The organism is Gordonia sihwensis (assembly GCF_029632925.1).
In the GTDB taxonomy this organism is placed as follows: Bacteria; Actinomycetota; Actinomycetes; order Mycobacteriales; family Mycobacteriaceae; genus Gordonia; species Gordonia sihwensis.
Map to the genome: position 1 here is coordinate 3960110 of NZ_CP121248.1, position 25773 is coordinate 3985882.

Annotated in this window: 21 protein-coding genes; 9 read left to right on the plus strand and 12 right to left on the minus strand. The window is 68.3% G+C overall.

Annotated features, from left to right (window positions below; genetic code table 11):
* Positions 1-3: 3 nt before the first annotated feature.
* Positions 4-1524 (minus strand): Hsp70 family protein, encoded by a 1521-nt coding sequence (locus P5P27_RS18880; protein WP_039867584.1) that lies wholly within the window; start codon positions 1522-1524, stop codon positions 4-6.
* 42 nt (positions 1525-1566) lie between these two features.
* A complete protein-coding gene (locus P5P27_RS18885) occupies positions 1567-2682 on the minus strand; it encodes a DnaJ domain-containing protein (RefSeq protein ID WP_006896713.1) in 1116 nt (371 codons plus the stop codon).
* Between the two features lie 765 nt (positions 2683-3447).
* On the opposite strand from P5P27_RS18885, the gene P5P27_RS18890 reads away from it, so the two are divergent.
* Positions 3448-4503, plus strand: coding sequence for a DUF475 domain-containing protein (locus P5P27_RS18890; protein WP_045538198.1), 1056 nt, complete (start codon positions 3448-3450; stop codon positions 4501-4503).
* Positions 4504-4561: 58 nt separating this feature from the next.
* Positions 4562-5761, plus strand: a complete 1200-nt coding sequence (locus P5P27_RS18895; protein ID WP_278125518.1) for a cation:proton antiporter — start codon at positions 4562-4564, stop codon at positions 5759-5761.
* Positions 5762-5844: 83 nt separating this feature from the next.
* On the opposite strand, the gene P5P27_RS18900 is transcribed toward P5P27_RS18895, so the two are convergent.
* The 7 genes from P5P27_RS18900 to P5P27_RS18930 form a co-directional block, all read right to left on the minus strand.
* A complete protein-coding gene (locus tag P5P27_RS18900; protein ID WP_278125519.1) occupies positions 5845-6471 on the minus strand; it encodes a helix-turn-helix transcriptional regulator in 627 nt (208 codons plus the stop codon).
* A gap of 134 nt (positions 6472-6605) precedes the next feature.
* Positions 6606-7646, minus strand: coding sequence for a hypothetical protein (locus tag P5P27_RS18905; RefSeq protein WP_278125520.1), 1041 nt, complete (start codon positions 7644-7646; stop codon positions 6606-6608).
* Positions 7646-8851 (minus strand): sensor histidine kinase, encoded by a 1206-nt coding sequence (locus P5P27_RS18910; RefSeq protein ID WP_278125522.1) that lies wholly within the window; start codon positions 8849-8851, stop codon positions 7646-7648. The genes P5P27_RS18905 and P5P27_RS18910 overlap by 1 nt, the downstream gene beginning before the upstream one ends.
* Positions 8848-9495 (minus strand): response regulator transcription factor, encoded by a 648-nt coding sequence (locus P5P27_RS18915; RefSeq protein ID WP_006896719.1) that lies wholly within the window; start codon positions 9493-9495, stop codon positions 8848-8850. Before P5P27_RS18915 ends, P5P27_RS18910 begins: the two co-directional genes overlap by 4 nt.
* Positions 9496-9500: 5 nt before the next feature.
* The gene (gene argG, locus P5P27_RS18920; RefSeq protein WP_006896720.1) at positions 9501-10916 is read right to left on the minus strand and encodes an argininosuccinate synthase; all 1416 of its coding nucleotides are present in this window, start codon (positions 10914-10916) and stop codon (positions 9501-9503) included.
* A gap of 322 nt (positions 10917-11238) precedes the next feature.
* The gene (gndA, locus tag P5P27_RS18925) at positions 11239-12687 is read right to left on the minus strand and encodes an NADP-dependent phosphogluconate dehydrogenase (protein WP_278125525.1); all 1449 of its coding nucleotides are present in this window, start codon (positions 12685-12687) and stop codon (positions 11239-11241) included.
* Positions 12688-12858: 171 nt separating this feature from the next.
* A complete protein-coding gene (locus P5P27_RS18930; protein ID WP_278125527.1) occupies positions 12859-14160 on the minus strand; it encodes a TrpB-like pyridoxal phosphate-dependent enzyme in 1302 nt (433 codons plus the stop codon).
* Between the two features lie 36 nt (positions 14161-14196).
* Between P5P27_RS18930 and P5P27_RS18935 the strand changes: the two genes are divergently transcribed.
* Entirely contained in the window at positions 14197-15135 is a 939-nt protein-coding gene (locus P5P27_RS18935) for a quinone oxidoreductase family protein (protein ID WP_278125528.1), read from the plus strand.
* A gap of 35 nt (positions 15136-15170) precedes the next feature.
* Here P5P27_RS18935 and dinB read toward each other — a convergent pair whose 3' ends face one another.
* Both dinB and P5P27_RS18945 read right to left on the minus strand, forming a co-directional pair.
* On the minus strand, positions 15171-16382 hold the full coding sequence (gene dinB / locus P5P27_RS18940; RefSeq protein ID WP_006896724.1) for a DNA polymerase IV: 1212 nt from the start codon (positions 16380-16382) through the stop codon (positions 15171-15173).
* Between the two features lie 63 nt (positions 16383-16445).
* A complete protein-coding gene (locus tag P5P27_RS18945; protein ID WP_278125530.1) occupies positions 16446-17072 on the minus strand; it encodes a class I SAM-dependent methyltransferase in 627 nt (208 codons plus the stop codon).
* A gap of 96 nt (positions 17073-17168) precedes the next feature.
* On the opposite strand from P5P27_RS18945, the gene P5P27_RS18950 reads away from it, so the two are divergent.
* Both P5P27_RS18950 and P5P27_RS18955 read left to right on the plus strand, forming a co-directional pair.
* A complete protein-coding gene (locus tag P5P27_RS18950) occupies positions 17169-17963 on the plus strand; it encodes an LLM class F420-dependent oxidoreductase (RefSeq protein ID WP_006896726.1) in 795 nt (264 codons plus the stop codon).
* A gap of 64 nt (positions 17964-18027) precedes the next feature.
* Positions 18028-19680: a hypothetical protein gene (locus P5P27_RS18955; protein ID WP_278125534.1), complete on the plus strand. Its 1653-nt coding sequence runs from the start codon at positions 18028-18030 to the stop codon at positions 19678-19680.
* A gap of 27 nt (positions 19681-19707) precedes the next feature.
* Here the strand turns inward: P5P27_RS18955 and P5P27_RS18960 are convergent, their stop codons facing one another.
* The gene (locus P5P27_RS18960) at positions 19708-21117 is read right to left on the minus strand and encodes a phytoene desaturase family protein (protein WP_278125535.1); all 1410 of its coding nucleotides are present in this window, start codon (positions 21115-21117) and stop codon (positions 19708-19710) included.
* Between the two features lie 53 nt (positions 21118-21170).
* Between P5P27_RS18960 and P5P27_RS18965 the strand changes: the two genes are divergently transcribed.
* The 4 genes from P5P27_RS18965 (at position 21171) to P5P27_RS18980 (ending at position 25750) form a co-directional block, all read left to right on the plus strand.
* The gene (locus P5P27_RS18965) at positions 21171-23195 is read left to right on the plus strand and encodes a TPM domain-containing protein (RefSeq protein ID WP_278125537.1); all 2025 of its coding nucleotides are present in this window, start codon (positions 21171-21173) and stop codon (positions 23193-23195) included.
* A gap of 147 nt (positions 23196-23342) precedes the next feature.
* Positions 23343-23783 carry a MarR family winged helix-turn-helix transcriptional regulator gene (locus P5P27_RS18970; protein WP_045538193.1) on the plus strand — a complete coding sequence of 147 codons (441 nt, stop codon included), beginning with the start codon at positions 23343-23345 and terminating at the stop codon, positions 23781-23783.
* Positions 23780-25018: an MFS transporter gene (locus tag P5P27_RS18975; RefSeq protein ID WP_006896731.1), complete on the plus strand. Its 1239-nt coding sequence runs from the start codon at positions 23780-23782 to the stop codon at positions 25016-25018. The genes P5P27_RS18970 and P5P27_RS18975 overlap by 4 nt, the downstream gene beginning before the upstream one ends.
* A gap of 45 nt (positions 25019-25063) precedes the next feature.
* A complete protein-coding gene (locus tag P5P27_RS18980; protein WP_278125540.1) occupies positions 25064-25750 on the plus strand; it encodes an SDR family oxidoreductase in 687 nt (228 codons plus the stop codon).
* Positions 25751-25773 lie beyond the last annotated feature (23 nt).

Here is a 25773-nt window from a genome sequence, read left to right on the forward strand (position 1 = left end):
CGATCATGTGAACTGCGCGGACGCGACCAACTCGCGCGCTTGCGCCATCCGCTTGGGATCCATCTCGCCGGGACGCTTCACTTCCATCTCGCCGAGGTTGATCCCTTCGGTCAGATCGATGACCTGGACGTGAATGATCCCGTCGATGTCCGCCGAGAAGATCACCCGCACGCCACTGCCCGCTGCACGGCCCGGCGGAACCTTCAGCATGCTCTCACCGAGACTCTTGACCTGCGCTTCAAGCACCCCGTCGACGTCATGCGACACGATCTGCAGCCTGATCTCCTGCTGATTCTCGACGGGTAGGCCGAAATCATGCTCCGCCTGAGCCGGAATGGACGTCTGCGGCGGGATCAACTGGGTGTAGGCAAGCTGTGAGGCGGCGTTGAGCGCCAGCACCCCGACACCTTGCGAGATGACATCTGAGAAGTCGATGCTGCCACCGGCCGGCATGTCCGGCGCCGCTCCGGCCCTGTCCGCCGACACCTTGTCGGCGACGATCGCCGCACCGAGCGCCACCGCCTGATCCGGGTGGACCGACTTGTCCGGAGTCTGACCGGTCAACCGTTCCACCAGATTCTGGACCATCGGCATACGAGTGGATCCGCCGACCAGAAGGACCTTGTCGATCGCCGAGTACGAGACCCCCGCCGTCTCGACCGATTCGTCGACCAGGAACTCCGTCGTCTTGAGCAGGAACGACGCCGCCGACTCGAACTCCTGCCGTGTCACCTGAACTTTCACGTTCTGACCCAGGGCCGAGATGAAGACGGTCGCCTTCTCCGCCTGCGACAACCGGCGCTTGGTGTCTTCGACGGCATCCATGACCTGCAGATACTGGTCGGTGGGAATCGGCTGACCGGTCTGCTCCTTGAACTTCTCGTTCACCACACCGAACAGGGCGTTGTTGAAGTCGAAACCACCGAGGTTGCGGTCGCCGAGCGAGGCCAGGACGGTGAAGTCATTGTTCTGGCAGCGCAGCACCGTGACGTCGAAAGTGCCGCCGCCGAGGTCGTAGACGAGGAGGGTTCCGGAGAATCCCGAACCGACTCCGAAGCTCAGAGCCGCTGCGGTCGGCTCGTTGATCAACTGCAGCACGGTGAGGCCGGCGATCTCCGCGGCCGTCCGCGTCGCGTTGCGGTGTTCGTCCTCGAAGTACGCGGGCACCGTGATGACCACGTCGGTGATCTCCTCGCCCAGGACGTTCTCGGCGCTGGCGACCAACTTGGTGAGGATCAGAGCGGACAGGTCCTCCGCGCGGTACTCGTTGTCGTTGCTGTCCGGAACGAAGACGAAGTCGGTGTTGCCCATCTGGCGCTTTATGAGCGACGCCACATCGCCTTCCGCCTTCGCCCGCATGTTCTCAGCGCAGACGCCGAGGGAGACCTCCTCGCCGTCGAAGTACAGCACCGACGGCGTCGTGTAGTCGCCGTCGTCGTTCCGGATCACCTCCGGCGCCCCAGCCTCGATGGCTGCCACCGCGGAGTACGTCGTCCCGAGGTCGATTCCAACGGCTCTACCCATGTCCATGAACCTTTCGTCGCAGTCGGTACCCAGCCGGCCAGGTCAGCCGATGTATCCCTGCAGGTAGCCCTTGCGCAGGTCGTCACGGTCGTTGGCCTTGTATCGCGGCACCCAGCAGGTGAAGTAGATGCCCGCACCGGCCGCGACAGCGAGGAGCACACCGATCACCGTGAGGCCGATGATCGCGCCGATGACGATGCACAGGATCGGGGAGGCGAGGATCAGCGCCTTCTGACCCCATCCGTCGCCGGGGACGCTGAAGACCTGCTCCTCGCTGGTATCGAGGAAGCGGCTGATCTTGTCCAGTTCCTTCGCCATCTCCGGATCTCGGTTGTGCGCCATCGCCTCGGCGATCAACGGTCGCATCTGCTCGATCTCGGACTTCGACGTGATCATGTACTGACCGCGCCCGTTGTATCGCGGGATGCTCTCCGCCTTGAGTGCGAGGAGGGTTGCGTAGTAGTCGAAGACGATCTGCGCGCCCTGGAAGCGCTGCAGGTGCTGCCGGATGAAGTCGAGCGCATCGTCGAGCTGCCCGTTGTCGGACATGACGTTGGCGACCGCCACCATGTACTGCGGCGCGGAAGGATCCAGCTGCATCGACACTTGGTATGCGTTGATCGCATCCTGGAACTGCGCCAACTTCTCGAAGATCATGCCCAGCTGGAAGTGGTACTCCGGGTTGTTGGCCTCGATGGTGGTCGCCTGGCGTGCCTCGTACAGAGCGTCCTGAAGGTTTCCCAGACCGGCATTGGCGCGAGAGCGGAGACCCCACGACTCCGCGCTGTTGCCGATCGAGTGAGTGGCCTCGCGAGCCGAGTACGCCGCAGAGTGGTAATCGCCTCGGCCGAGCTCCTCCCGCGCCCGAGCCACCCAGTCCGTGCCCTCGCCCGCCGCCTGCTGCGTCTGCGGCTGCGCGACGCCGGCGGTCTGCAGTTCGCGGTCATAGGCCGCGCGGCGCTGCGGATCGAGCAGCGTGTCGCTGGCCTCACGAAGCCGCGCCATCCACGTCTCCGCCTCCTGCCGAGTACTGAGGTCCGGAGAGTTCGTCGCTTTGCGCCACAACCGCAGTTTCGATTTCAAAGCCGCATTGATGGTGTCATCGTCGGCATCGCGCGCGATCTCGAGCACGGCATAGAAGTCAACACTGACTGCCATCAGGAAATTCTCCTCAAATTCGAGATACGACTTCCGGTTCGCATGGAGAATCCGGTAAATCAGATACGCGGTCGATGGTATTCGGCCATCCCAGACCGTGTCAGTCGTCCATTGCGAGTAACCGTTTCTGGTGGACCGAACCGCGTGTCCCCATTTCTGGGGTCAGACGTTCAATCCAACTGCCAGGTAAAATGGGCGGGTGTCGACCATTCGGTCGACACCCGCCCATTCTTCCGATTCGTCAGTTTCCCGCGCCGCAGTGCGGACAGTTCACCGTGACCCGGTTCCACGACCGCTTACCCCAGAAAGCTCGGCTGCAACTCCGGCATCTGTGCGGTTCCGTGAAATCGCCTGACCGCGACGATGATCCAGTCTCTGCCATGGTCGTCAGCTCTTGGACGCAACCGAACAGCGCGGCAAGTTCTTGCACTGATGCACGCTCCGGTCGTTCACATTAGCCTCTTTGCAGTATGCACAACTGCAGTTGCACTGAGCCATTCTCAATTCTCCTTCTTCGGTGTCAGGCAAGCATATTTTGAAAGCTCGGAAGATTGCGTCGGCCAAAGCAATTAATTTCTTACCAGGCATGCCACCGCGTGTCCGAGCCCGATTGCTGGACTGAGTGCCGCAAGTTTCATGAGTGCCTCCTGACTCGAACAGTCAGTCAGTTCCCGTTTCCCCACGGCCTGGCCGGCTCGCCTCCGGGAAGCGCCAGCGACGCCTCGCCCGGGTACCGTCGCCTGTCATGAAGGTTGGGATCCCCGCGTGACTCTTCGCATCTTCGGAATGTCGTTCGTCGTCTCGATCGCGGCGCTGGTCGCCGCGTTCCTGTACGGCGGTTCGACGGCCGTACTGCTCACCCTGATCCTGGGTGTGCTGGAGGTCTCGCTCTCCTTCGACAACGCCGTCATCAATGCCACGGTCCTGCAGCGGATGAGCGACTTCTGGCAGCGGATGTTCCTCACGATCGGTGTCATCATCGCCGTGTTCGGCATGCGCCTGGCCTTCCCGCTGGGGATCGTCTGGCTCACCGCGGGCCTCGACCCGGTCGACGCGCTTCACCTCGCGCTCAACCCGCCGACGGACGGCTCGCCGACCTACGAGAGCATCGTGACCGCGGCGCACCCGCAGATCGCCTCGTTCGGCGGAATGTTCCTCCTGATGCTGTTCCTCGGGTTCCTGTTCGAGGACAAGGAGCTCACCTGGCTGTCGTGGATCGAGCGGCCCCTGCTGCGCATCGGCCGGCTCCGCGAGGCACCGGTGGTGGTGGCGTTGACGATCTTGGTGCTGGCGGCCACGCTCGTCGCGCCGGACCACGATACATCGACGGTGATGGTTGCCGGCGTCCTCGGCGTGATCACCTACATCGTGGTCAACGGGCTCGGCCGTCTCTTCCACATCGAGACCGAGTCGGGGGACGGCCCGACCGCACTCGCCAAGGCGACGGGGCGCGCGGGCTTCTTCCTGTTCCTCTATCTGGAGGTGCTGGACGCGTCGTTCTCGTTCGACGGCGTGATCGGGGCCTTCGCCATCACGGCGGACCCGATCATCATCGCTCTGGGTCTGGGCCTCATCGGCGCGATGTTCGTGCGGTCGCTGACGATCTACCTCGTTCACCGGGGAACCCTGTCTGAGTACGTCTTCCTCGAACACGGCGCCCACTGGGCGATCGGCGCGCTGGCGCTGCTTCTGCTGTACTCACTCGGCACCGAGGTCCCCGAGACGGTGACCGGTCTCATCGGCCTGGTGCTGATCCTCGCCTCCCTGGCGACCAGCATCGTGTACCGCCGACGGAACCACACCGAAGGTGTCCACATCTGAGACCACCGCAGACGCCGCACCGTCTCCCGCGCGTGTCACCGCGTTCTAGAATCAGCCGGTGAGCCCCACCGCGACCACCGTGCTCGTCGTTCCCCTCCTGGTCTTCGCAGCGCCGCTCCTGGCGAGATCCGTCTCTCGTTGGGCAGCGGTTCCGGTGGTCGTCTTCGAACTCGGCCTCGGCGTCGTGGCCGGGCCTGCCCTGCTGGGCTGGGTCGGTGAATCGGAGCTGTTCGGCCGGCTCTCCGACTTAGGTGTCAACCTGCTGTTCTTCATCGCGGGAACCGAGATCACCCGGTCGGCGGTTCGCGGACGCACGGCTCGGCGCGCCTGGCTCGGTTGGCTGATCAGTATCACGGTCGGGATCGCGGCGGGCTTCGCTGTCTCACCCGGATTGGGCGCGGTGATCATCGGGATCAGCCTGGCGTCGACGGCTCTGGGAACCCTGCTGCCGATCCTCCGCGATTCCGGTGACCTCACCACTCCGTTCGGCGTCGCCGTCGGAGCGATCGGCGCCGCGGGCGAATTCGGGCCGATCATCGCCATCTCACTCTTCCTCGGCGGCCGCTCGTTCGGGACGGCGAGCGTGGTCCTGCTGCTCTTCGGACTCATCGCGGTGGTCGCGATGATCCAGGCCGGCCGCACCTCTCATCGTCGCCTGCACGCCTTCGTCGAATCGACCCTGCACACGTCGGCGCAGTTCGCGGTCCGCACCGTGCTGGCCATTCTGGCCGTGATGGTCTTCCTGACCGTCCAGCTCGGCATCGACATGCTGCTGGGCGCGTTCACCGCGGGCATCGTCTGGAAGCTCCTCATCCGAGATGCCGACGAACAGACGCAGCGGTCGGTGGAGGCCAAGATCGACGCCGTCGCGTTCGGCTTCCTCGTCCCGATCTTCTTCGTCTACACGGGTGTGAAGTTCGATCTGCAGTCCCTGCTCGACCATCCGCTCGCCTTCGCCTGGATCCCCGTGGTCCTGGTGGCGCTGCTCCTGATCCGCGGGCTCCCGTCGATGCTCGCCGCACCCGAGGGCGCCGGCCGCCGCGAGCGAATCGCCACCGGGCTCTACGGCGCCACCGGCCTTCCGATCATCGCGGTCGCCACCGACATCGGTGTCCGCCAAGACGTCTTGACCGGCACGCAGGCGGCGGTCCTCGTCGGCGCCGGCGTGCTGTCGGTGCTCCTGTTCCCGCTCGCCGCGAGCGCACTGCGCCCGGGGTCGGTCGAACGGAGTCCGGCGGCGCCGGTGGTCGAAGAGTGAGACGCCGCTAGCCGCGGGGGTGCCTGACGCCGCCCGTCGGTCATCGAGCCCGTCGGCTCTTCACCCCGGTCGAGGCCCGCCCCTCACGCCACCTCGACCGCGGACGTGGCCCGCTCCGATTCGGGAAGCACGCCGTCGAGCTGAATCCAACCGTCGGCGACCATCCGCAACAACAGGTGGGTCTTGTTCGCCACCGGCAGCCCGGCGTCGTCGTACCTGGCCGAGACGCGCCGATAGTGAGTGCGAACCGTGCTGGCGGCGACGAAATGCCGGGTCGCGGTCTCCTCGACGGTCGCACCCATCACATACGTGGTCAGAATCTCCCGTTCCCGCGCCGACATCGGAGTCCGGCCGGACGTCGGGCCCAGCGTTCTGGTCAGCAGGAGGTTAAGACGGTGGTCGATGTCTGGGCCTTCAGTGACATGATGAACGCCGGAGCGGATATCGGCTTTCTCGACCGTACCGCCGACGACGATGACGCGTCCGGCCATTGAGCGGCCGAACCGACGCAGCGCGAGACGATCGCCGGCTCCGACCACCACGACGCGCGTCGCCCCCGCCAGGAGTCCGGCCGTGTCGACAGCGACCACCGGATACCCGAACCGATTCATCCACACCATGAGCACTTCCCGCTGCCACGGATTCTCACTCCACACCCCGACCGACTGGCCTGTCCCCGACTGCCGCGCCACTGCCCCGGAGCCCGTCATTCTCCTCGCCTCCTCGCCGATGTCCCGCCGCCATGCCTTCCCTTCGGACGGTATGGCGACATCGGCGCACGAGAAAGACCCCAATTCCTCTGTCCTCCCAAGAGGCGACAGAGGTCAGGGGCCTGCTCCCGGGGTCAGTCGCTGCCGACCAGACGACCTTCGCCGTCGTACTCCTCGCGGACGACGACGTCGCCGGCGACCTGCAGAACAGTCGCCACGACGCGACGCCGCGGCGGCAGGATGCGAATCGTGACGGTCCCCGCACGAGCCGCGGCGAGCGCGGTGACGGCACCGCCGATCACCCGCTCGCGGACGTCATCGTCTGCACCGACGAGCCCGTGATCGTCGAGCAAGATCACCTCCACCCCTCGACGTCGTGCCTGACGCGCCGCGTCGGCAACACTGCGGACGTCGAATGTCGGCGCCCGCAGCGAATCACGCAACCGCGCCTCGACCAGACTGCACTCATCGCGTTCGTCCGCCGAGAGCGGCGCCGCGTCGACGAGCCGCTCGAGCAAGGGGCGCGCTTGGTCGTCGAGTCGGCCGAGTTGCCGGTCGCGTTCGTCGAGGACCGCGCGCCGCGCGGCCTCCGCAGCCGCGGCCTCGGTGCCGGCCCCCTGCATCAGAAAGATCTCGCGCGCCGCCGGCCGGATCGTGATGGCGAAGAAGGACGACATCACAAGCGGCGCCAGGTTGATCAGCGAGATCGAGATCCCGTACCCGGCGCCTTCGCCGATGCCGACGGCCCACAGTGCGGTCGCGCCGATCGCCACCAGCATCGAGACCCACGCGACGCCTGTGCGGCCGCGTACACAGAGGTAGGTGCACAGCGCCGTTGTCGCCGACAAAGGCCAGAAGGTCAGGATGCGCACCCCCGGATCGTCGACCACCAGCAGCACCGACACCGTGGCCACCGGGCCGGCGGCGGCGACGGCTGCCGTCACCGACCGCCGTAACGGATCTCCCGGCACCTGGATCAGTGCGACCGCAGCAACGCTCGTCACCCCCCAGGCGACGATCTCCGCCAGCCATCCGGCCGCCCCGCTCCCTGCGGGGCGCGTCATCACGCCTACCAGCGCAAACGTTCCGATGAAGACCGCCACGAGCGCCTTCGCGGCGACGGTCCGCAGACCCATCAGGTCACCGATATCGCCGCCGGCCGGGAGTTGTCCCATCACCGTGTCCATCCCAGTCGGACGGTGGTCCCGGCGCCGGGCGCCGACTCGATCGCGGTCGACCCTCCCGGGACCCGGTCCATCCGGGCCCGGATGCTGACCGCGATGCCGAGTCGATGGGCCGATACCGCATCCGGGTCGAAACCGACGCCGTCGTCGGTCGCCTCGATGCTGATCGAATCGGCGTCCAACCGTCCTCGCACGGTGCACCGCGCATCGGCCCCTGCGTGTCGGCGGCTGTTGCGAAGGGCTTCGGCCAGTGCCGCGCTCACCGCACGCACCGCCTCGCTCGGCAGCTCCACCTGCGCGGCATCAGAATCGGACGTCGGTGCGTCGACGGCGAACTCCGCCCCCGGGTCCGCCTCGGTAGTTGTCGCACGCAGGTGCACCACGGCGGCCTCGAGGCCGAATGGACGGTCAGTGGGCAGTCCCGAACGGATCTCGTCGAGTTCGGCGAGGGTGGCGGCCGCCAGCCGCGGCACGTGCTCCTGCGCCCCGCCCCGGGAGGCGGTCAGCAGGGTGGACATCACGCTGTCGTGAATCAGCGCGTCGAAGCGTTCGCGTTCGGTGTCGCGGGCCCGCTCGGCTGCGGCGGTCGCGGCCGCCGCATGGGCACGATCGGTGGTCTCGTCCAGAATCCTCCCGGTGCGCAGCGCCATCACGGCCGCACCGACAAATAAGCTGCAGAACATGATTGCGAAGGCGATCTCGGGAGCGAGCTGTCCCGGATCCACTTCGCCGCGGATCACGAAGTTGATGAGCTGCACGCAGACGCAGCCGAACACCATGTGCGCAAAGGCCGCCCAGGCCGGCCACGCCAGCACCGCGGCGATGCTGGCGAGCCCGGGAAACGCCGCCAGCCACACACCGTCGCCGGCCGGGACGGTGGTGCCGTCCCAGGCGATCGGCCAGGTGAGGACCGCGACGAAGAAGCTGAGGGCGGCGACGGCCGCCGTCGCCCGCGTCCAGCGCGGCACGCCGATCAGAGCGGTCACTCCCAGCGTCAGGCCGGGGACGAAGACGATCGCGCACATCGCCGGCGTCCACCAGGAGCTCATCAGCGGTGCGAGCTGGAGGATCGCCGGCAACAGGAGGATCAAGTACCCCACGTAACCGACCGCCGCGAACAACGCGAACATCCGCCTGATCCGGTCCAGGTTGTCGTGCCGCCGCTCGGGAGCGGCGTATCTGACGGCGCCGCTCACTGGTCGCGCTCGGGGATCGGCAGCAGTCCGTCCTCGACGGCCCGCTGATAGAGATCCACCTTGGTGCCTGCGGGCCGACCGGCTGCGGCGTACTTCGCCCGGATCCGCGCGACGTAGTCGTTGACCGTCTCCGTCGACAACCCCAGCATGCGCCCCACCCGGTCGGCCTTCTCCCCCGAGGCGTACAGCGAGAGCACCTCCTGCTGCCGAGGACTCAGGCCGGTGGCATCGAGGTCGGGGTCGCCGTCGACGGCCGCCGCCCACTCGGTGGTGATGACCGGGTTGCCTTCCGCAGCCGTGGCGATCGCCTCGACGACCCGCTCCACCCGGGCGGATTTACGCACGATGCCGAGCACCCCCGCCTTCGCCGCCAGACGGACCAGGTACGGGTTCTCCGCACCGGTGTAGACAAGGACCGATAGACCCGCGTCGTGCAAGGCCTCGATGTTGGCCGTCGGCGACGAGCCGTCGGCCAGCCGCAGATCCAGCAGCACCAGATCCAGGCAGACCTGCTGCGCGAGCAGCCCTTCGACCGTGTCCGACGACGCCATCAGCGACAGGCCAACGTGGCCGTCGAGCATCGCCCGGACCCCCAGCACCATCGACTCGTGATCTTCGACGATCCCGATCCGTTTGGCGGCCATGAGCGCTAGTCGACGCCGGAATCGATCGCCGCGCGGTCGAGCGACTCGGATGCCGCGTCCTCTGGCTGGCCGCCGGCGATCGCCTGCGCACCGCCCGCGGACAGCTCGCCGACCAGGTCTGCGGTCGCGCCACCGACGATGCCGAGCTGCGCGTACTGCTCCAGGCGCGCACGCGAATCGGCGATGTCGAGGTTGCGCATGGTGAGCTGGCCGATGCGGTCGGACGGACCGAACGCGGCGTCGCCGACTCGCTCCATCGACAGCTTGTCCGGGTGGTACGAGAGGCCGGGTCCGGTGGTGTTGAGGAAGTGGTAGTCGTCGCCGCGGCGCAGTCGGACGGTCACCTCGCCGGTGATTGCCGAGCCCACCCAGCGCACCAGCGACTCGCGCAGCATGAGCGCCTGCGAGTCCATCCACCGGCCCTCGTACATGAGGCGACCCAGGCGACGGCCCTCGTTGTGGTAGTTCGCGACCGTGTCCTCGTTGTGGATCGCGTTCACCAAACGCTCGTAGCCGATGTGCAGCAGCGCCATGCCCGGTGCCTCGTAGATACCACGCGACTTGGCCTCGATGATGCGGTTCTCGATCTGATCCGAGACGCCCAGCCCGTGGCGGCCGCCGATCTCGTTGGCCTTCAGGACGAGAGCGACGGCGTCGTCGAAGACCTCGCCGTTGATGGCGACCGGGCGGCCCTGCTCGTACCGGATGGAGACGTCCTCGGTGGCGACCTCCACGTCGTCCCGCCATGCGGCGACGCCCATGATCGGCTCCACCACGTCGAGACCGTGGTCGAGGTGCTCGAGGGTCTTGGCCTCGTGGGTGGCGCCCCAGATGTTGGCATCGGTGGAGTACGCCTTCTCCTGGGAGTCGCGGTACGGCAGATCGCGTTCGGTCAGCCACTGGCTCATCTCGTGGCGGCCGCCGAGCTCCTCCACGAACTGGGTGTCGAGCCACGGCTTGTAGATCCGCAGGTTCGGGTTCGCCATCAGTCCGTAGCGGTAGAACCGCTCGATGTCGTTGCCCTTGTAGGTGGAGCCGTCGCCCCAGATGTCGACGCCGTCCTCCTTCATGGCGCGGACCAGGAGCATTCCGGTCACCACGCGGCCGAGCGGCGTGGTGTTGAAGTACGTCTTGCCGGAGGTACGGATGTGGAAGGCACCGCACTGCAGTGCGACGAGGCCCTCCTCCACGAGCGCGGCGCGGCAGTCCACCAGGCGCGAGATCTCCGCACCGTACTGACCCGCGCGGCCGGGCACCGAAGCGATGTCCGGCTCATCGGCCTGGCCGAGGTCGGCGGTGTAAGTGCAAGGGATAGCGCCCTTTTCGCGCATCCATGCAACGGCGACGGAGGTGTCCAGACCACCCGAGAACGCGATTCCGACGCGCTCTCCCTTCGGCAACGAGCTCAGCACTTTCGACATATGTCCAGCTTAAACAGTACTTCGGCCGCAGTCACAACCCGGTCCCCTCCGGTGGTCGAGGCAAGCGCAGCGATTCGAAAACCGCAAGAACGAGCTGGGATCGGCGCCCCGGGTGATCCGCCGGCAGGCGAAGCTGTCGCGATGACCTGTCCACCGTTGATGCGCAGGATCGCTTGTGGGCGGTCTGAGACACCGAACCGGATGTGGACATAGCGCACCGGCAGCACTCATACCGAGACCGCTGTGCCAAGTTCAGGACGCAGACGGTCCTTCGAGGGAACATTGCCCTCGAAGGCCCGTCTAGGGACTGATCTTGGAAGCGCTACGCCTCGACCTCGCTGCGATCACCGCTCCAGAGCGTGTGGAACGAGCCGGGCTTGTCGACGCGCAGGTAGGTGTGCGCACCGAAGTAATCCCGCAGCCCCTGGGTCAGAGCGGCCGGCAGCCGCTCGGCCCGCAGCGCGTCGTAGTACGACAGCGACGACGCGAAGGCCGGCACCGGGACACCCATCGCAGTCGCGGTGACGATGACCCGCCGCCAGCTCTCCACCGAGTCCTCGACCGCGTCACGGAAGTACGGAGCCAGCAGCAGCGCGGGAAGCTCCGGATTCTCGGCGTAGGCCTCCCGGATGCGGTCCAGGAACTTGGCCCGGATGATGCATCCACCACGCCAGATGGTGGCGAGCTTGCCCGGATCCACGCTCCAGCCGTACTCGGCGCTTCCCGCCGCGATCTGGTCGAAGCCCTGCGAGTACGCCACGACCTTCGACGCGTACAGCGCCTTCCGGATGTCTTCGACGAAAGCCGCCTTGTCGGCCGGGGCCTGCGCGCCGGCGGTGCCCGCGACGAGCCCTCGCGCGCTCTCGCGCTGGGACGTCGAACTCGAGAGGGCGCGCGCGAAGACGGCTTCGGCGATGCCGGTGGTCGGGATGCCGAGGTCGAGTGCCGACTTCACCGTCCAGCGGCCGGTGCCCTTCTGGCCCGCGGCGTCGACGATCACGTCGACGAGCGGCTTGCCGGTCTCGGCGTCCACCTGCGACAGCACCTCGGCGGTGATCTCGATCAGGTAGCTGTCGAGGGTGCCGGTGTTCCATTCGCGGAATACGTCGGCGATCTCGGCGACCTCCATGCCGAGCACGTTGCGCATGAGGTCGTACGCCTCGCCGATGAGCTGCATGTCGGCGTACTCGATGCCGTTGTGCACCATCTTGACGAAGTGGCCCGAACCGTCGGGACCGATGTGCGTGCAGCACGGGACGCCGTCGACGTGCGCCGAGATCGACTCCAGCAGCGGACCGAGCGACTCGTACGACTCGGCGGGTCCGCCGGGCATGATCGACGGACCGTTGAGAGCGCCCTCCTCGCCGCCGGAGATGCCCGCGCCGACGAAGTTCAGGTTCCGCGCGGCCATCGCCGACTCGCGGCGGATCGTGTCGGTGTACAGCGAGTTACCGCCGTCGATGATGATGTCGCCGGGCTCCATCAGGTTCGCGAGTTCTTCGATCACGGCGTCGGTCGGGTCGCCGGCCTTGACCATGATGAGGACGCGGCGCGGCCGCTCGAGCGCGCCGACGAACTCCTCCATGGTCTCGGTGCGGATGAAATCGCCCTCGCCGCCGTGCGCCTCGATGAGCGCATCGGTCTTTGCGATGCTGCGGTTGTGCAGCGCGACGGTGTGCCCGTGCCGCGCGAAGTTGCGGGCGATGTTGGAGCCCATCACCGCGAGCCCGGTGACGCCGATCTGCGCCAGACGCTGTCCTGTTTCGACCATGAAGTTCCTTCTCTGTCTCCCGGTCGCGCCGTGCGGCGACCCGGCAATTCCACCACTCTCAGTACTACCGTCCCGATTGTCTCAGCATTCGTCGAACCGCAGGAGTCGGGACGCGCACGGACCGCATCGGGCCCGCCCGTCCGGATCCGGAACCGGCCGGCCCGACAGCCGTCAGAAGGAGCCGTTCAAGAACTCCGCGTAGGCGGGCAGATCGAGCTGACCGTGCCCGGAGAGCCCGATCACGACGACCTCCTCCTTGTCGCTGTTCGCGACGTGCTCGGCGCACGCGGCGATGGCGTGGGTCGACTCCGGGGCGGGCACGATGCCCTGGGTGCGCGCAAACGTGATGCCCGCGCTGAAGGCGGCGCGCTGGTCGATCGCGACGCCCTCCACCAGACCCAGCTCCACCGTGTGGCTGAGCGCGGGCGCCATGCCGTGATAGCGCAGACCGCCGGCGTGGATGGGGTCCGGGACGAAGTCCATACCGAGCGTGTGCATCTTCAGCAGCGGCGTGAGGCCCGCGACGTCGCCGTGGTCGTAGCGGTACTCACCCTGGGTCAGAGACGGACAGGCCGACGGCTCGGCCGCGACGATCCGCGGATCGGAACGGCCGTGCAGCTTCTCGCGCAGGAATGGGAAGGACAGGCCCGCGAGGTTCGATCCGCCGCCCGCGCAACCGAAGACGACGTCGGCGCCGCCGGGCTCCACCGCGTTCAACTGATCGACGGCCTCGAGGCCGATCACGCTCTGGTGCAGCACGACGTGGTTCAGCACGCTGCCCAGCGCGTAGCGGGTGTCATCGTTCGCGGCCGCCACCTCCACCGCCTCCGACACCGCCATGCCGAGGCTGCCGGTGGTGTCGGGGTCCTTCGCCAGCATCGCGCGTCCGGCCTCGGTGAGGTCGGAGGGACTCGGGTGCAGCGTGCCGCCGTAGGTGCGGATGAGAAAGCCCCGGTACGGCTTGGAGTCGTACGACGCCCGCACCTGCCATACCTCCACGTCGAGACCGAACTGCGCGCCCGCGAACGAGAGAGCGCTGCCCCACTGACCTGCGCCGGTCTCGGTGGTGAGCTTCTTGACCCCGTCGATGCTGTTGTAATACGCCTGCGCGACAGCCGAGTTCGTCTTGTGGCTGCCGACCGGGCTGACGCCCTCGTACTTGACGTAGATCCGCGCCTTCGTGTTCAGCGCCTCTTCGAATTTGCGGGCGCGGAACAGCGGCGACGGCCGCCACATCTGGTAGATCTCACGAACCGGCTCAGGGATCTCGATGTAGGCCTCGGTGGAGACCTCCTGGGCGATCAGACCGGCGGGGAAGAGCGCGGCCAGATCGTCGGGCCCGACCGGTTCCTTGGTTCCGGGGTGCAGGTGCGGCGGAATCGGCTCGTCGAGCTCCGCGGCGAGGTTGTACCAGTGGGTGGGCACGTCCACGGTGACCAGATCGGGGTTGGACGCGTCAACATTGCTTGTCATGCAGGTCACCATAATGTGCGCAGTAGGCTGCACGTCATGACGGGCATCAGGTGGGTGGCGGACGGCTTCGGCGGGCTCGACGACTTCCGGGCCGTCGCCTGCGAACCCGCAGCTCCCGGCCCCGGACAACTCACCGTCCGCGTCACGGCCGCCGGAGTGAATCCCGCCGACCTCAAGCACACGCTCAGGGCCCCCGACCCCGCTCTCCTGCCGCTGCCGATCGGCTACGAGATCGCGGGGGTGGTGACCGCCATGGGACCGCGGACCCGCGCCGGGTCCGGGGCGGTGTCGGTGGGCAATCGCGTCGCGGCCTTCCGCGTGCACGGCGGTTACGCGTCGGCGATCACCATCCCCGCCGAGAAGGCCTTCGTCCTGGCGGATGCGGTGCCCGACGACCAGGCCGCGGGGCTGCTTCTCGCGGGGTGCACGGCGGCCGAGCTGCTGTCGCGGTCCGGTGCGGTGTCCGGCGAGACGGTGCTCCTGCACGGCGCCTCGGGCGCCGTCGGCGCCGTCTTCCTGCAATTGGCGCGTCGAGCCGGGGTCACCGTCGTCGGCACGGCCGGTACCGGTCGGTCGGACGCGGTCTCACGGTTCGGGGGTATTCCGGTGCCCTACGGTCCCGGACTGGCTCGGCGCGTCCGCGACGCCGCACCCGGTCCGGTGGTCGCAGCGCTCGACGCGGCCGGAGGCCCAGAGGCGACGGCCGCGTCACTGGAGCTGGTGGCCGATCGCGATCGGATTCTCACCGTCGTCGACCACGAAGCCGCGCGCGAGTACGGCTTCGACGCGCTCTCGGGCGCCGACCCCGCCAGCGCGACGTTCCGGGACGGTGTGCGCGGCGAACTCCTCGAGTTGCTCGCGGCCGGCGAGCTGACGGTGCCGATCGCGCGCACCTTCCCGCTCGATCGTGCGGTCGAGGCGCTGCGGTTGGTGGCCGCCGGGCATGCCGGCGGCAAAGTGGTCTTGATTCCGTGAACCCATCAGACCGTGACCCCCAGACCGGGGCGCCGTCAATCCGGCAGCATCGGGCTCTCGGGCAGATGTGGACGGCCGACCAGCACTCCCCGCGTCACCGCACCCTTCCCGAATCTCGACCGCAGCGAGTCGATGGCCAGGTCGAGGTCGCCGGCGTGGTCGGCGCCGTCGAGCGGTAACGCGAGCTGAACGGCGCCGTGATCGGCGAGGTTGGTCAGCGACAGCCCGATCAGCGTGCAGCCGCGCTCACGAATCAGCGGCATCGCCTCGTCGAGCAGACCCCGCGCCACCGCGAGAACGATATCGGTGCGGTCGGTCGGTTCGGATAGCGTCCGCGACCGCGTCACTCGCTCGAAGTCGTGGAAGCGCAGACGCAGCACCACCGTTCGCACGAGCCGCTGCGCCGACCGGAGACGGCGGCCCAGGCCGTCGACGATCGCGACGAGTGTTGCTTCTATATCCGCCTCCGACCGCCACCGACGACCCAGCGCCCGTTGAGCCCCGATGGAACGTCTGCGTCTGCCTGTCTGAACGCGCCGTGGATCGCGAGCCATCGACAGTGCGTACAGGTGCCTGCCCGGGCCGCGACCCAGCAGCATCGACAGCCGTTCCTCGCCCAGCGACGCGATCTGGCCCACGGTCTCGATCCCGGCCTCGGCCAGGCGTTGCTCGGTCTTGGCGCCCACGCCCCACAGCCGTCGCACGGGCAACGGGTGAAGGAAGTCGAGTTCGCCTCCCGCGGGGACCTCGAGCAGACCGTCCGGCTTGCCCACCGCGCTCGCCACCTTGGCCACGAACTTGGTGCTCGCGACCCCGACAGTGATGGGCAGGCCCACCTCGCGGCGCACCCGCTCCCGCAGCCGTGCCGCGAGCTGAACGGGCGATCCGGCGATCGCGTGCATGCCGCCGACGTCGAGGAAGGCCTCGTCCACGGAGATGCCCTCGATAAACGGCGAGAAGTCGGAGAAGATAGCGAAGACCGCGCGGCTGGCCTCGGTGTACGCCTCGAACCGAGGGTGCACCATCACCGCGCGAGGACAGAGCGCTCGGGCTTCACGACCGGCCATCGGCGAGCGGACACCCATCGCCTTGGCCTCGTAGCTCGCCGCCACCACCACCCCGCCACCGACCAGCACCGGACGGCCGCGCAGTGACGGGTCGTCGCGCTGCTCCACGGACGCGTAGAAGGAGTCGAGGTCGGCGTGCAGGATCGATGCCTGCTTGCGTGTGCCCGCGTCCACTCTCATACCGCGAGGGTCTCACCGGGGTCCGACATCTCCCAGCCGCGGCACCACCGACCGGCGGAAAGCTCAGACCCGGCGCATACGGAGGACCACATCCCGCACATGATGGCCGCCGCCCGCCGGGATGCCGCGGTCGCGCGCCTCGTCGGTCACCACTTCCCAGCCCTCGCCCAGCAGACGTACCATGTCGCGGGGCCAGAGGAACCCGTCCGGGCTCCGCCCGTGCGCGCGCATCCCCTCGGGGTCGTGCATCACCACGAGCAGCGTGCCGCCGGGCCCCACGGCATCGGCGATCTTCTGCAGGACCGCGACGTCGTCGGTCGCGATGTGGAAATAGCTCAGGGCCACCAGGTCGTACGTGCGGTCGAACTGATCTGCGGTGACGTCGAACGGCAGCCAGGTGATTGTTTCACGTGAATCAGTCGCGGCCGCACGCTTGAGAGCCACGGTGGAGATGTCTGCTCCCACCACCGTCCAGCCGTGGTCGGCGAGCCACCGGGCGTCGGCGCCTTCGCCGCACCCGAGGTCGAATGCCGAACCGGCAGGCAGATCACCGACTTCCGCGATGAGCGCGGGGTTCACGTTGGTGGTCCACAGCCGGTCCGACGACTCGTAGAGTTCGTCCCACTCGGCCGCGGAGACGGGATGACGGGGAGCCTGCTGCTGATCGTGGTCGTGCTGATGTTCACTCACTCCTCGACGCTCCCACAATCACCGGCCACGCCGCGACGCGGCTTGCGCGCGCGGCAAGAACCGGCGCCGCGGCGGACCGCACGGCACACTGGAGCCATGAGTCACCCCATCCGAATCGGCGTCCAGCTCCAGCCCCAGCACTCACCGGAGTACTCCCTCATCCGGGACGCAGTGATGCGTGCCGAAGACGCGGGAGTCGACATCGTCTTCAACTGGGACCACTTCTTCCCGCTGTCGGGCGACCCCGACGGCGCCCACTTCGAATGCTGGACCATGCTCGGCGCCTGGGCCGAGCAGACCTCCCGCGTCGAGCTCGGCGCTCTCGTCACCTGTAACAGCTACCGGAATCCGGAGCTGCTGGCCGACATGGCGCGCACCGTCGACCACATCAGCGGCGGTCGTCTCATCCTCGGCATCGGCAGCGGCTGGTTCCAGCGCGACTACACCGAGTACGGATACGACTTCGGCACCAAGGGCAGCCGACTCGACGCCCTCGGTGCCTCCCTGCCGCGACTCACCGAACGGCTCGCGAAGCTGAATCCCGCACCCACGCGCCATATTCCGCTGCTGATCGGCGGCAGCGGCGAGAAGAAGACACTGCGGCTCATCGCCGAACACGCCGATCTCTGGCACGGGTTCGTCGACGTCGAGTCGTATCGCCACAAGTCTGGTGTCCTGGCTCGGCACTGCGCCGACGTGGGACGCGATCCGGCCGAGATCGAGCGGTCGGCGGAGGTCCGCTTCGACGGCGACGTCGGCGCCATGCTTCGGTTCGCCGACGACATCACGGCCGAGGGCGTCACCCTCCTCACGGTCGCCACCGGCGGACCCGACTACGACCTGACGGCGGTCCGGGAACTGGTGCGCTGGCGGGATTCGCGCACCGCATAATCGGTGCCGGCCCGATGGGCCGAAGCGGACACCGCCCGGGACGCGCCCGATATAGTCCGGATTCATGACCCGACCCCGGAACCGGCTCTCTCGAATCCTCCTGGCGACGGCGCTCTCCGGCATCGTCACGACGATCGTTCTGCCACTGTCCGGCGCCCCGGCCGCGCACGCCGGACCGGCGTCGTGTGTTCCCTTCGGCACCGCACAGATTCCGCCGGGCGTTCCGTCCACCGGTGATCGCACCGGACTGACGACCTTCGCCGAGTACACGGGCAAGCAGGCGCCGTCACGCGTGGACCTGCGGACCGAGAAGACTCAGTTCAATCGATTCTGGGAGTTCGCACTGACCGACTCCGGCACGCTGGTGACCCGGCCGCGTCCCCCGCGGTCCGCAGCGGACAGCCGCTGGCGGACGGTCCCCCTGCCGTCCTGCCTGCGCGGACGGCTCGTCGCGATCTCACTGGACGACGACGAGCTGGTCGGCGTGGATCGAGAAGGCTGGATCTACACCATGGACAACGTGACCCAGTCCCCGCTGCTGTGGAACTGGACCTCCGCGTGGGGCGCCATGCTGTGGACGGGCCCCGGCCGCAAGCTGCCGGACGACCGCCGCGGCGGCTGGGCGCTCAGCGTGACCTCGCCGTCGGACAACCGGGCGTACCTGGATATCGCCGGCCGCGTCCACCCCTCCGGTCAGGCGAAGATGACGATGATCCCGGCGCTCACCGGCGACGGCAGCCGGATCACCTACGCCGATCCGTGGCTGCCCAACGACGACAGCTACGAGATCGGCAGCCCGCTCGGCGGCCGGTTCCAGTCCGTGGCCCTCTCGGCCGCCGGATCCACCACCTTCGTCGTCAACCGGTACGGCGACATGTTCACGCGCACTTTTGATTTCGACTCTTCCGGATCGGATTCGGTGTTCTTCCGCTACAGCTGGGACCCGCAGACCGGGAAGCCCAGCGCCACCAACCTGACTGTCGAGGCCTTCGATCGGTCGACCGCCGCGGTCCAGCTTCCCGCACCCGACTGGACACGCCAGCCCAAGATTCCCGGCGAGATCACCTCCGCGATCACCGTGATCTCCACCGGTCCCGGCCCCGAGAAGCGCGAGCTCCGGGTGGAAGGCCGGAGCAACGGCCGAACGGGCTTCTGGCACAAGGACCTTCACGCCTCGACGTGGACGTTCACCCCGACCGGCAGCACGCTGCAGGGCCGGCTCCTGGAGAACTCGCCCGGCGATCGGTCCGCGGAGACGCTCGCCCCCGAGAAGCCGTGGAATCTGTCGGCGTCCCTCCCCTCCCGCTCCGCGCTCGTCGACGGGCAGACACTCATCGATATCGGTATCCCGTACAGCGTCATCGACCCGCGGATGCTCGACGAGGTGGGACTCACCGCGGCGCCGTCCGGCTACCGACTGTCGGTGTCGAGTTTCGATCCCGCGGTCACCACTCGGCCGGCCACCGTCACCACTCCCGACGGCCATCGGATTCCGGTGCTCCTGCACACCGCCGACGGTATGCGGATGACGCCCGGGCACGTCGGCCTCACCCGCACCCCGCGCCATCTGGTCGGCGCCGTGGAGATCCCCCGCGAGGCCTTCGCGAATCGCGACCGGGACCCGGAGCTGCGCCGCTTCGTCGACACGTGGATGCGAGGCAAGTCGATCGCCCCGATCACGCTGAGCGCCACCACCACCGACCTGGTGGTGCGCTGAGGCATCGCACGGGTCCGCGACGCCGGATCAGCCGTCCCGGAGCGCCGTCTTCGCCGCGCGGTAGCCGGACATACCGTGGACACCGCCACCCGGGGCCGTCGCCGACGAGCACAGGTACACGCCGGGTACCGGAGTCCGATGCGGCCGCGCCGACAGCACCGGTCGTGCCAACAGCTGCCGCAGATTGGCTGCGCCGCAATTGATGTCGCCTCCGACGCAGTTGGCGTTGTAGTCCTCGTAGCCGGACGCGGTCGTGACGATCCGACCCTCGATCGTGTCGGTGAAACCCGGTGCGCACCGTTCGATCTCGGCGACGATCCGGTCGGAGACGTCGCTCCCGCAGCCCGCGGGGACGTGGCAGTACGCCCATGCCAGGTGAGTTCCCGCCGGCGCACGCGAGGGATCGACCCGCGTGGGTTCGCCGCCGAGCACCCACGGTCGGTCGGGCACCCGGCCGGCCGCGACGTCGGCCTCCGCGCCGCTGATCTGCGCGCGGTCGCGCGCGATGTGAAAGGTAGCCGTCGACAACAATTCCTCGGCGCCCGCCCCCGACCAGGGAATCGGCTCGCGCAGCAGGAAGTCGACCTTGCAGACACCGCCGCCGTACTCGAAACGCTCGAGACGCCGGACATACCGGGACGGCAGCCGCTCCCCCATGATCTGCACCAGCGCGCGGGGCGAGACGTCGAAGAAGACCTGCCCGGCGGTCGGCAATTCGCGAGCCGAGCGCACTCGCCGGCCGGTCTCGATCCGCCCGCCGTTGCCGAGGATGATCGCGGCCAGCGCGTCGACGACGGACTGGGATCCGCCGGCGGCAACGGGCCAACCCGCCTCGGTCAGCGTTCCCAGCAGAAGTCCGGGGGCGGCCGAACCGAGCGCGTCCGAGGGCCGGATGGCGTGCGCGGCCACCGCCGTGAACGCGGTGCGCACCCGTTCGGTACGGAAAGCCCACCGGACCAACGCGTCGACCGGCATCAGGGCCTGCGGACCGAAACGCGCCATCCGCGGCAGATGCCGGGGAAACGCGGGCATCCGTAACGCGTCATGCGCCGCCCCGGTGCCGAGCGCGACCGTCCGACGCCACGCCCGGGCATCGTCGCCCAGCTCGCTCGCCAGTCGCACCGGATCGCGGTACACGCCCAGCGCATCCCCTCGCGAGAAGACATGGGCGAAAGAGACTTCCGGCACCAGCCACTCGACCCGGTCCGCCAGGCCGAGTTCGGCGAACGCCGGCGATGCGTGCCCGGTCGGATGGACGGCCGCGCAGACGTCGCGCCGAATTCCGGTTCCGAACGCCTCGTCGGTCCGCGAACCGCCGCCGATCGTGTCCTCCGATTCGATGACCAGCACCGATCGGCCCGCACGCGCCATCACCGCTCCCGCGGTCAATCCGTTCGGACCGGAACCGATCACGATCGCGTCCCATTCGTTACCCACCGTGCCCCGTTCACCGACCCAGAACCGTCAGACTCACAAGCTAGATTGAGTCCATGGTTTTCGCGAGCATCCAGCATCTGATCCGGGCCCGCCTACTCATGGTGACGGTCTCGGCTCTCGCGGTCCTCGCGGCACTGCTCTTCACCGGGGCCGGCAGCGCTCGGGCTCAGGCGCCGCTGCGCATGGCCGATCAGGTGGTCGACACCGCCGGCGTCTTCAGCGAGGCCGACCACGACAAGATCGCCTCCGCGATCGACGCTCTCTACAACGACCACAAGATCCAGATGTGGGTGGTCTACGTCGACTCCTTCGACGGCATGAAGGCGGCCGACTGGGCCCGCCAGACCGAAGACCTCAGTGATTTCGGCGACCGCGACGTACTGCTGGCGGTGGCCACCGGGGATCGCGGCTACCGGCTCACCGCGCCGGCCGCGATCGACGGTCTCACCCAGGACGAGATCAACAGCATCGCCACCGACACGTTGGTCCCGGATCTGAAGCGGGGACGGTGGGCGGCGTCGGCGCTCGACACCGTCGACGAGATCGACGCGGCGGCGGCCGGCGATGAGTCCCACGCCGGAGCGATCGCCGCGGGGGTGGTCGGCGGCGCGGCCGTGGTCGCGGGCGGCGGCTTCCTCTACCTCCGCAGGCGGCGACGCCGGGCTCACGCCGCGCACGTGGACGATCTGCGTGAAGCCGGCGACTCGTTGACCGTCGACCAGTTGTCCGAGCAGCCCCTCGAAGTACTCCATGCATGGTCGCGGGAGGTGCTCACCGACACCGACAATGCCGTCAAGACCAGCGCCGACGAACTCGTCCTCGCGATCGACGAGTTCGGTGAGGCGGACGCCGCGCCGTTCACCGCGGCGCTCGGCGCCGCCCAGCGCGCGCTGGCGTCGTCGTTCGCTCTCCGTCAGAGATTGGACGATCACATCCCGGAGACCGCCGACGAGCAGCGGTCGATGCTGGTGCAGATCATCACCTCGTGCTCGGACGCGGATGCGCTGCTGGACGAGCAGGTGGAGAAATTCGACGCCATGCGCAACCTGCTGATCAACGCCGAGGAACGGCTCGACGAGCTGACACGGCGGATCGTGGAGACCACGGCCCGCCTGCCTCGATCCGAAGCCACCCTGGCCGAGCTGACCGAGCGGCACGGCGGAACCGTGGTCTCCTCGATCAGCCAGAACGTCGCCCTGGCGCGTGAGCAACTCCGGTTCGCCGAGGACAGCACCGATCAGGGCCGCGAGGCGATCGCCCTGCCCGCCGGACAGCAAGGACCCGTCGTGGCCGACATCCGGTCGGCCGAGGGAGCGCTGGAGACCGCCGCCAAACTGCTCGACGCGATCGACTCGGCCGACGCGACCCTGGCCCGCGCTCGTCACGGCCTGTCGCCGCTGACGGCCGATGTCACGGCCGCGGTGGCGCAGGCCGAGGGGCTGCCGGCTCCCCCACCCGATCTCACGGCTGCGATCGGGAAGGCGAAGGCGGCGCTCGCCACCGCGGACTCGGAGGCCGACACCGACCCGCTGGGCGCCTTCGCTGCCCTTTCGGAGGCCGACGCGGACCTCGATGCCGCACTGGCCGCCGCACATCGGACCGCCGACGAGACGTCGCGGCGCACCCAGCTGATAACCAATGCGCTCGAGACGGCCGAAGCCAAAACGCAGGCCGCGGCCGACTTCATCGAGACCCGGCGCGGTGCCGTCGGCTCCGTCGCCCGGACCCGCCTGTCGAGGGCGCAGCAACTCGGCGCCGAAGCGGTTCGGCTCTCCGACACCGACCCCGACCGGGCTCTGGAGCAGGCGCGGCAGGCGTCCCGGAACGCCGACGAGGCGCTGATGGCGGCACAGAACGACGTCGTCGCCTGGCAGGACCAGCAACGGGCTGCCGGCGCGGCCGACCGGTCCGGTCCTCCGATCGCCGGTGCCGTCCTCACCGGCATCCTCGTCGACAGCGTTCTGCGCGGCACGATGCGTCCGGGATCGTTCGGCGGCTACAGCTCCGGCGGACGCAGTCCCGGTTCCTACGGCGGGTCGTCGAGTTCGGGCCGCATCGGGACCGGCGGTCGCTTCTGACCGGCGTCGGTCCGTCTCACTCCGGTGGTCGAGGTGTCCCGGACGTGTGACGTTCCCCATTTTCCTGACGTGAACTCCCTGTTCACAGGGCGATCGATGGCTCCGCGGTCTTTTATTTAGGCTTACGAAGTATTAGCCTTACGAAGTGTGACCGATGAGAACGCCCCCGACCTCGCCTCAGGACTGCGGCACACGGTGACGCGGTTGTACCTGACCCTGCGACGCAACTCGCCCATCAGTGAGCTCAGCGCCGCCCAGGCCTCGGGACTGGCCTCGCTCGTGGACTACGGGCCGATGAGGATGGGCGAGTTCGCCGAACGCGAATCGATCCGGATGCCGACCGCGACCGCACTGATCGACGGCCTGCACCGGGGCGGATACGTATCCCGCGAACCCGATCCCGACGACCGCCGGGCAGTGATCATCGCAGCCACCGACACCGGCTCCGAGATCGTCAGCGACATCCGGACCCGTCGAGACGACAGCGTCACGCGCGCACTGCAGACCCTGTCCGACGATCACCGCGCAGCCCTGGCAGCCGCCCTGCCCGCCCTGCGTGAACTGCAAACTCGAATGGAGCTTTCATGAGCACTGACTCCCACTCCCTCACCGCGGCCTTCAAAGGGCAACCGCGGACCGTCTGGGTGACCGCGTTCGCCGCGGTCATCGCGTTCATGGGGATCGGCCTCGTCGACCCCATCCTCAACACCATCCGCGAGGCGCTCGGCGCGCCCGAGACCAAGCTCACGCTGCTGTTCGGCGTCTACATGGGCGTCCAGGTGGTGGCCATGCTGCTGACCGGATGGTCGGCGTACCGGTTCGGCCCCAAGCGGACCCTGACCACCGGACTGGTGTGCATCGTCATCGCGGCCGGCCTGTCGACCTTCGCCGGAAACATCGACCAGCTCATCGCCCTGCGCGTCATCTGGGGTCTGGGCAACGCACTGTTCATCGCCACCGCGCTCGCCTTCATCGTCGGACAGGCCACAGGCGGCCAGCAGGGAGCGATCCTGCTGTACGAGGCCGCACTGGGAGCGGGACTGGCCGTCGGTCCGCTGCTCGGCGCCGTCCTCGGCGAGTGGACGTGGCGCGCACCGTTCGCCGGCACCGCACTGCTCATGCTCGCGGGCGCCGTCCTGTGCGCCGTCATGCTCCCCGCCGACGGACCTCGTGAACAGCGGCAACCAGTCAAACTACTCGATCCGATCAAGGCGCTGAAGAACCGCAGCCTGCTCATCAACTCGATCGGCTCGGCCTTCTACACCGGCGCACTGTTCACCGTCATCGCCTGGGCACCGATCGCGATGGGCCTGCGCCCCATCTACGCCGGAATGGTCTTCTTCGGATGGGGTCTGCTGACCGCGCTCTCCGGCGTCTTCGTCGGGCCGCGCATCGCCTCGGCCATCGGTGCTCGCGGCGGCGTCCTCTCCGCCATCGGCGCCTACCTGGTGACGATGGTGCTCGCCGCGATCGGCGTCGTCGATCATCACGTGTGGCTGATCGGTCTGGCCGTGGTGCTCTCGGGCATTCCCTCCGGTGTGCTGAACACGCTGTTCACCGGCGTCGCGATGTCGGCCGCCGACGACTCCACCCCGCGGTCGGTGGCCAGCGCCGGATACAGCTTCCTGCGCTGGATGGGCGCCGCCGCCTCTGCGGTGATGGTCGCCTACCTCGCCGAGTGGTTCGGCATGGCCGCCCCGTTCTGGTTCGCCGCAGGCTACTGCGCGGTGGCCGTGGCCGCCCTGGTGCTCGCGGGAGGCAGCAAGCCCGACGAGCACACGGTGGACCCGGAGGCCGTCCTGGTCGGCGCCGAGGAGTACTGAGCCGAGAGACGTCATGCAGAGCCGGCATTCAATAGGATCGACGGTATGCCTACCGCTTTGATCACCGGTGCCAGTCGTGGGGTCGGTGCGCAGATCGCGAAAGCGCTCGCACCGACCCACGACTTGATTCTGGGCGGCCGCGGGTCGGCCGAACTCGACCGTGTAGCAACGGAATTGGACGGCGCCGTGACTCTTCCGGTGGACCTCACCGATTACGCCGCCCTGGAAACCGCTCTGGAGACCGTCACCCGTCTCGATGTGCTCGTTCACAGCGCGGGAGTCGCGAGCAGCCTCGAGGCCGTCGCCGACACGCCCGTCGAGGAATGGCGGCAGGTGATGGATGTCAACGTGATCGCAGCCGCCGAGGTCACCCGACTGCTGCTCCCGGCGTTGCGGGCCGCCGACGGCCACGTCGTCTTCCTCAACTCAGGCGCGGGAATGAACGTGCGGGCCAATTGGACGCCCTATGCCGCAAGCAAATTCGCGCTCCGGGCCCTGGCCGACGGGCTGCGCGCCGAAGAACCCGCACTCCGGGTCACGTCCATCTTCCCCGGACGCATAGACACCGATATGCAGCGCGACATCGTCGCCTTCGAGGGCGCCGAGTACGACCCGTCGAAGTACCTGCGCGCGGAGACCGTCGCCGCGGCGGTGGCGTCAGCGGTGAACGCACCGGCCGACGCCCACCCCACCGAAGTGGTGCTCCGGCCGCGCGGCTCACGCAACCGATAGCCGGCGTCGGCCGACCGTCCGAC

Bases quoted from the DNA above. Each gene is read 5' to 3' on its own strand.
- P5P27_RS18880 (WP_039867584.1), bottom strand. From the start codon at position 1,524: ATGGGTAGAGCCGTTGGAATCGACCTCGGGACGACGTACTCCGCGGTG.
- P5P27_RS18980 (WP_278125540.1), top strand. From the start codon at position 25,064: ATGCCTACCGCTTTGATCACCGGTGCCAGTCGTGGGGTCGGTGCGCAG.
- P5P27_RS18975 (WP_006896731.1), top strand. From the start codon at position 23,780: ATGAGCACTGACTCCCACTCCCTCACCGCGGCCTTCAAAGGGCAACCG.
- gndA (WP_278125525.1), bottom strand. From the start codon at position 12,687: ATGGTCGAAACAGGACAGCGTCTGGCGCAGATCGGCGTCACCGGGCTC.
- P5P27_RS18900 (WP_278125519.1), bottom strand. From the start codon at position 6,471: ATGACGGGCTCCGGGGCAGTGGCGCGGCAGTCGGGGACAGGCCAGTCG.
- P5P27_RS18915 (WP_006896719.1), bottom strand. From the start codon at position 9,495: ATGGCCGCCAAACGGATCGGGATCGTCGAAGATCACGAGTCGATGGTG.
- P5P27_RS18955 (WP_278125534.1), top strand. From the start codon at position 18,028: ATGACCCGACCCCGGAACCGGCTCTCTCGAATCCTCCTGGCGACGGCG.
- P5P27_RS18885 (WP_006896713.1), bottom strand. From the start codon at position 2,682: ATGGCAGTCAGTGTTGACTTCTATGCCGTGCTCGAGATCGCGCGCGAT.
- argG (WP_006896720.1), bottom strand. From the start codon at position 10,916: ATGTCGAAAGTGCTGAGCTCGTTGCCGAAGGGAGAGCGCGTCGGAATC.
- P5P27_RS18905 (WP_278125520.1), bottom strand. From the start codon at position 7,646: ATGGGACAACTCCCGGCCGGCGGCGATATCGGTGACCTGATGGGTCTG.
- P5P27_RS18950 (WP_006896726.1), top strand. From the start codon at position 17,169: ATGAGTCACCCCATCCGAATCGGCGTCCAGCTCCAGCCCCAGCACTCA.
- P5P27_RS18930 (WP_278125527.1), bottom strand. From the start codon at position 14,160: ATGACAAGCAATGTTGACGCGTCCAACCCCGATCTGGTCACCGTGGAC.
- P5P27_RS18965 (WP_278125537.1), top strand. From the start codon at position 21,171: ATGGTTTTCGCGAGCATCCAGCATCTGATCCGGGCCCGCCTACTCATG.
- dinB (WP_006896724.1), bottom strand. From the start codon at position 16,382: ATGAGAGTGGACGCGGGCACACGCAAGCAGGCATCGATCCTGCACGCC.
- P5P27_RS18935 (WP_278125528.1), top strand. From the start codon at position 14,197: ATGACGGGCATCAGGTGGGTGGCGGACGGCTTCGGCGGGCTCGACGAC.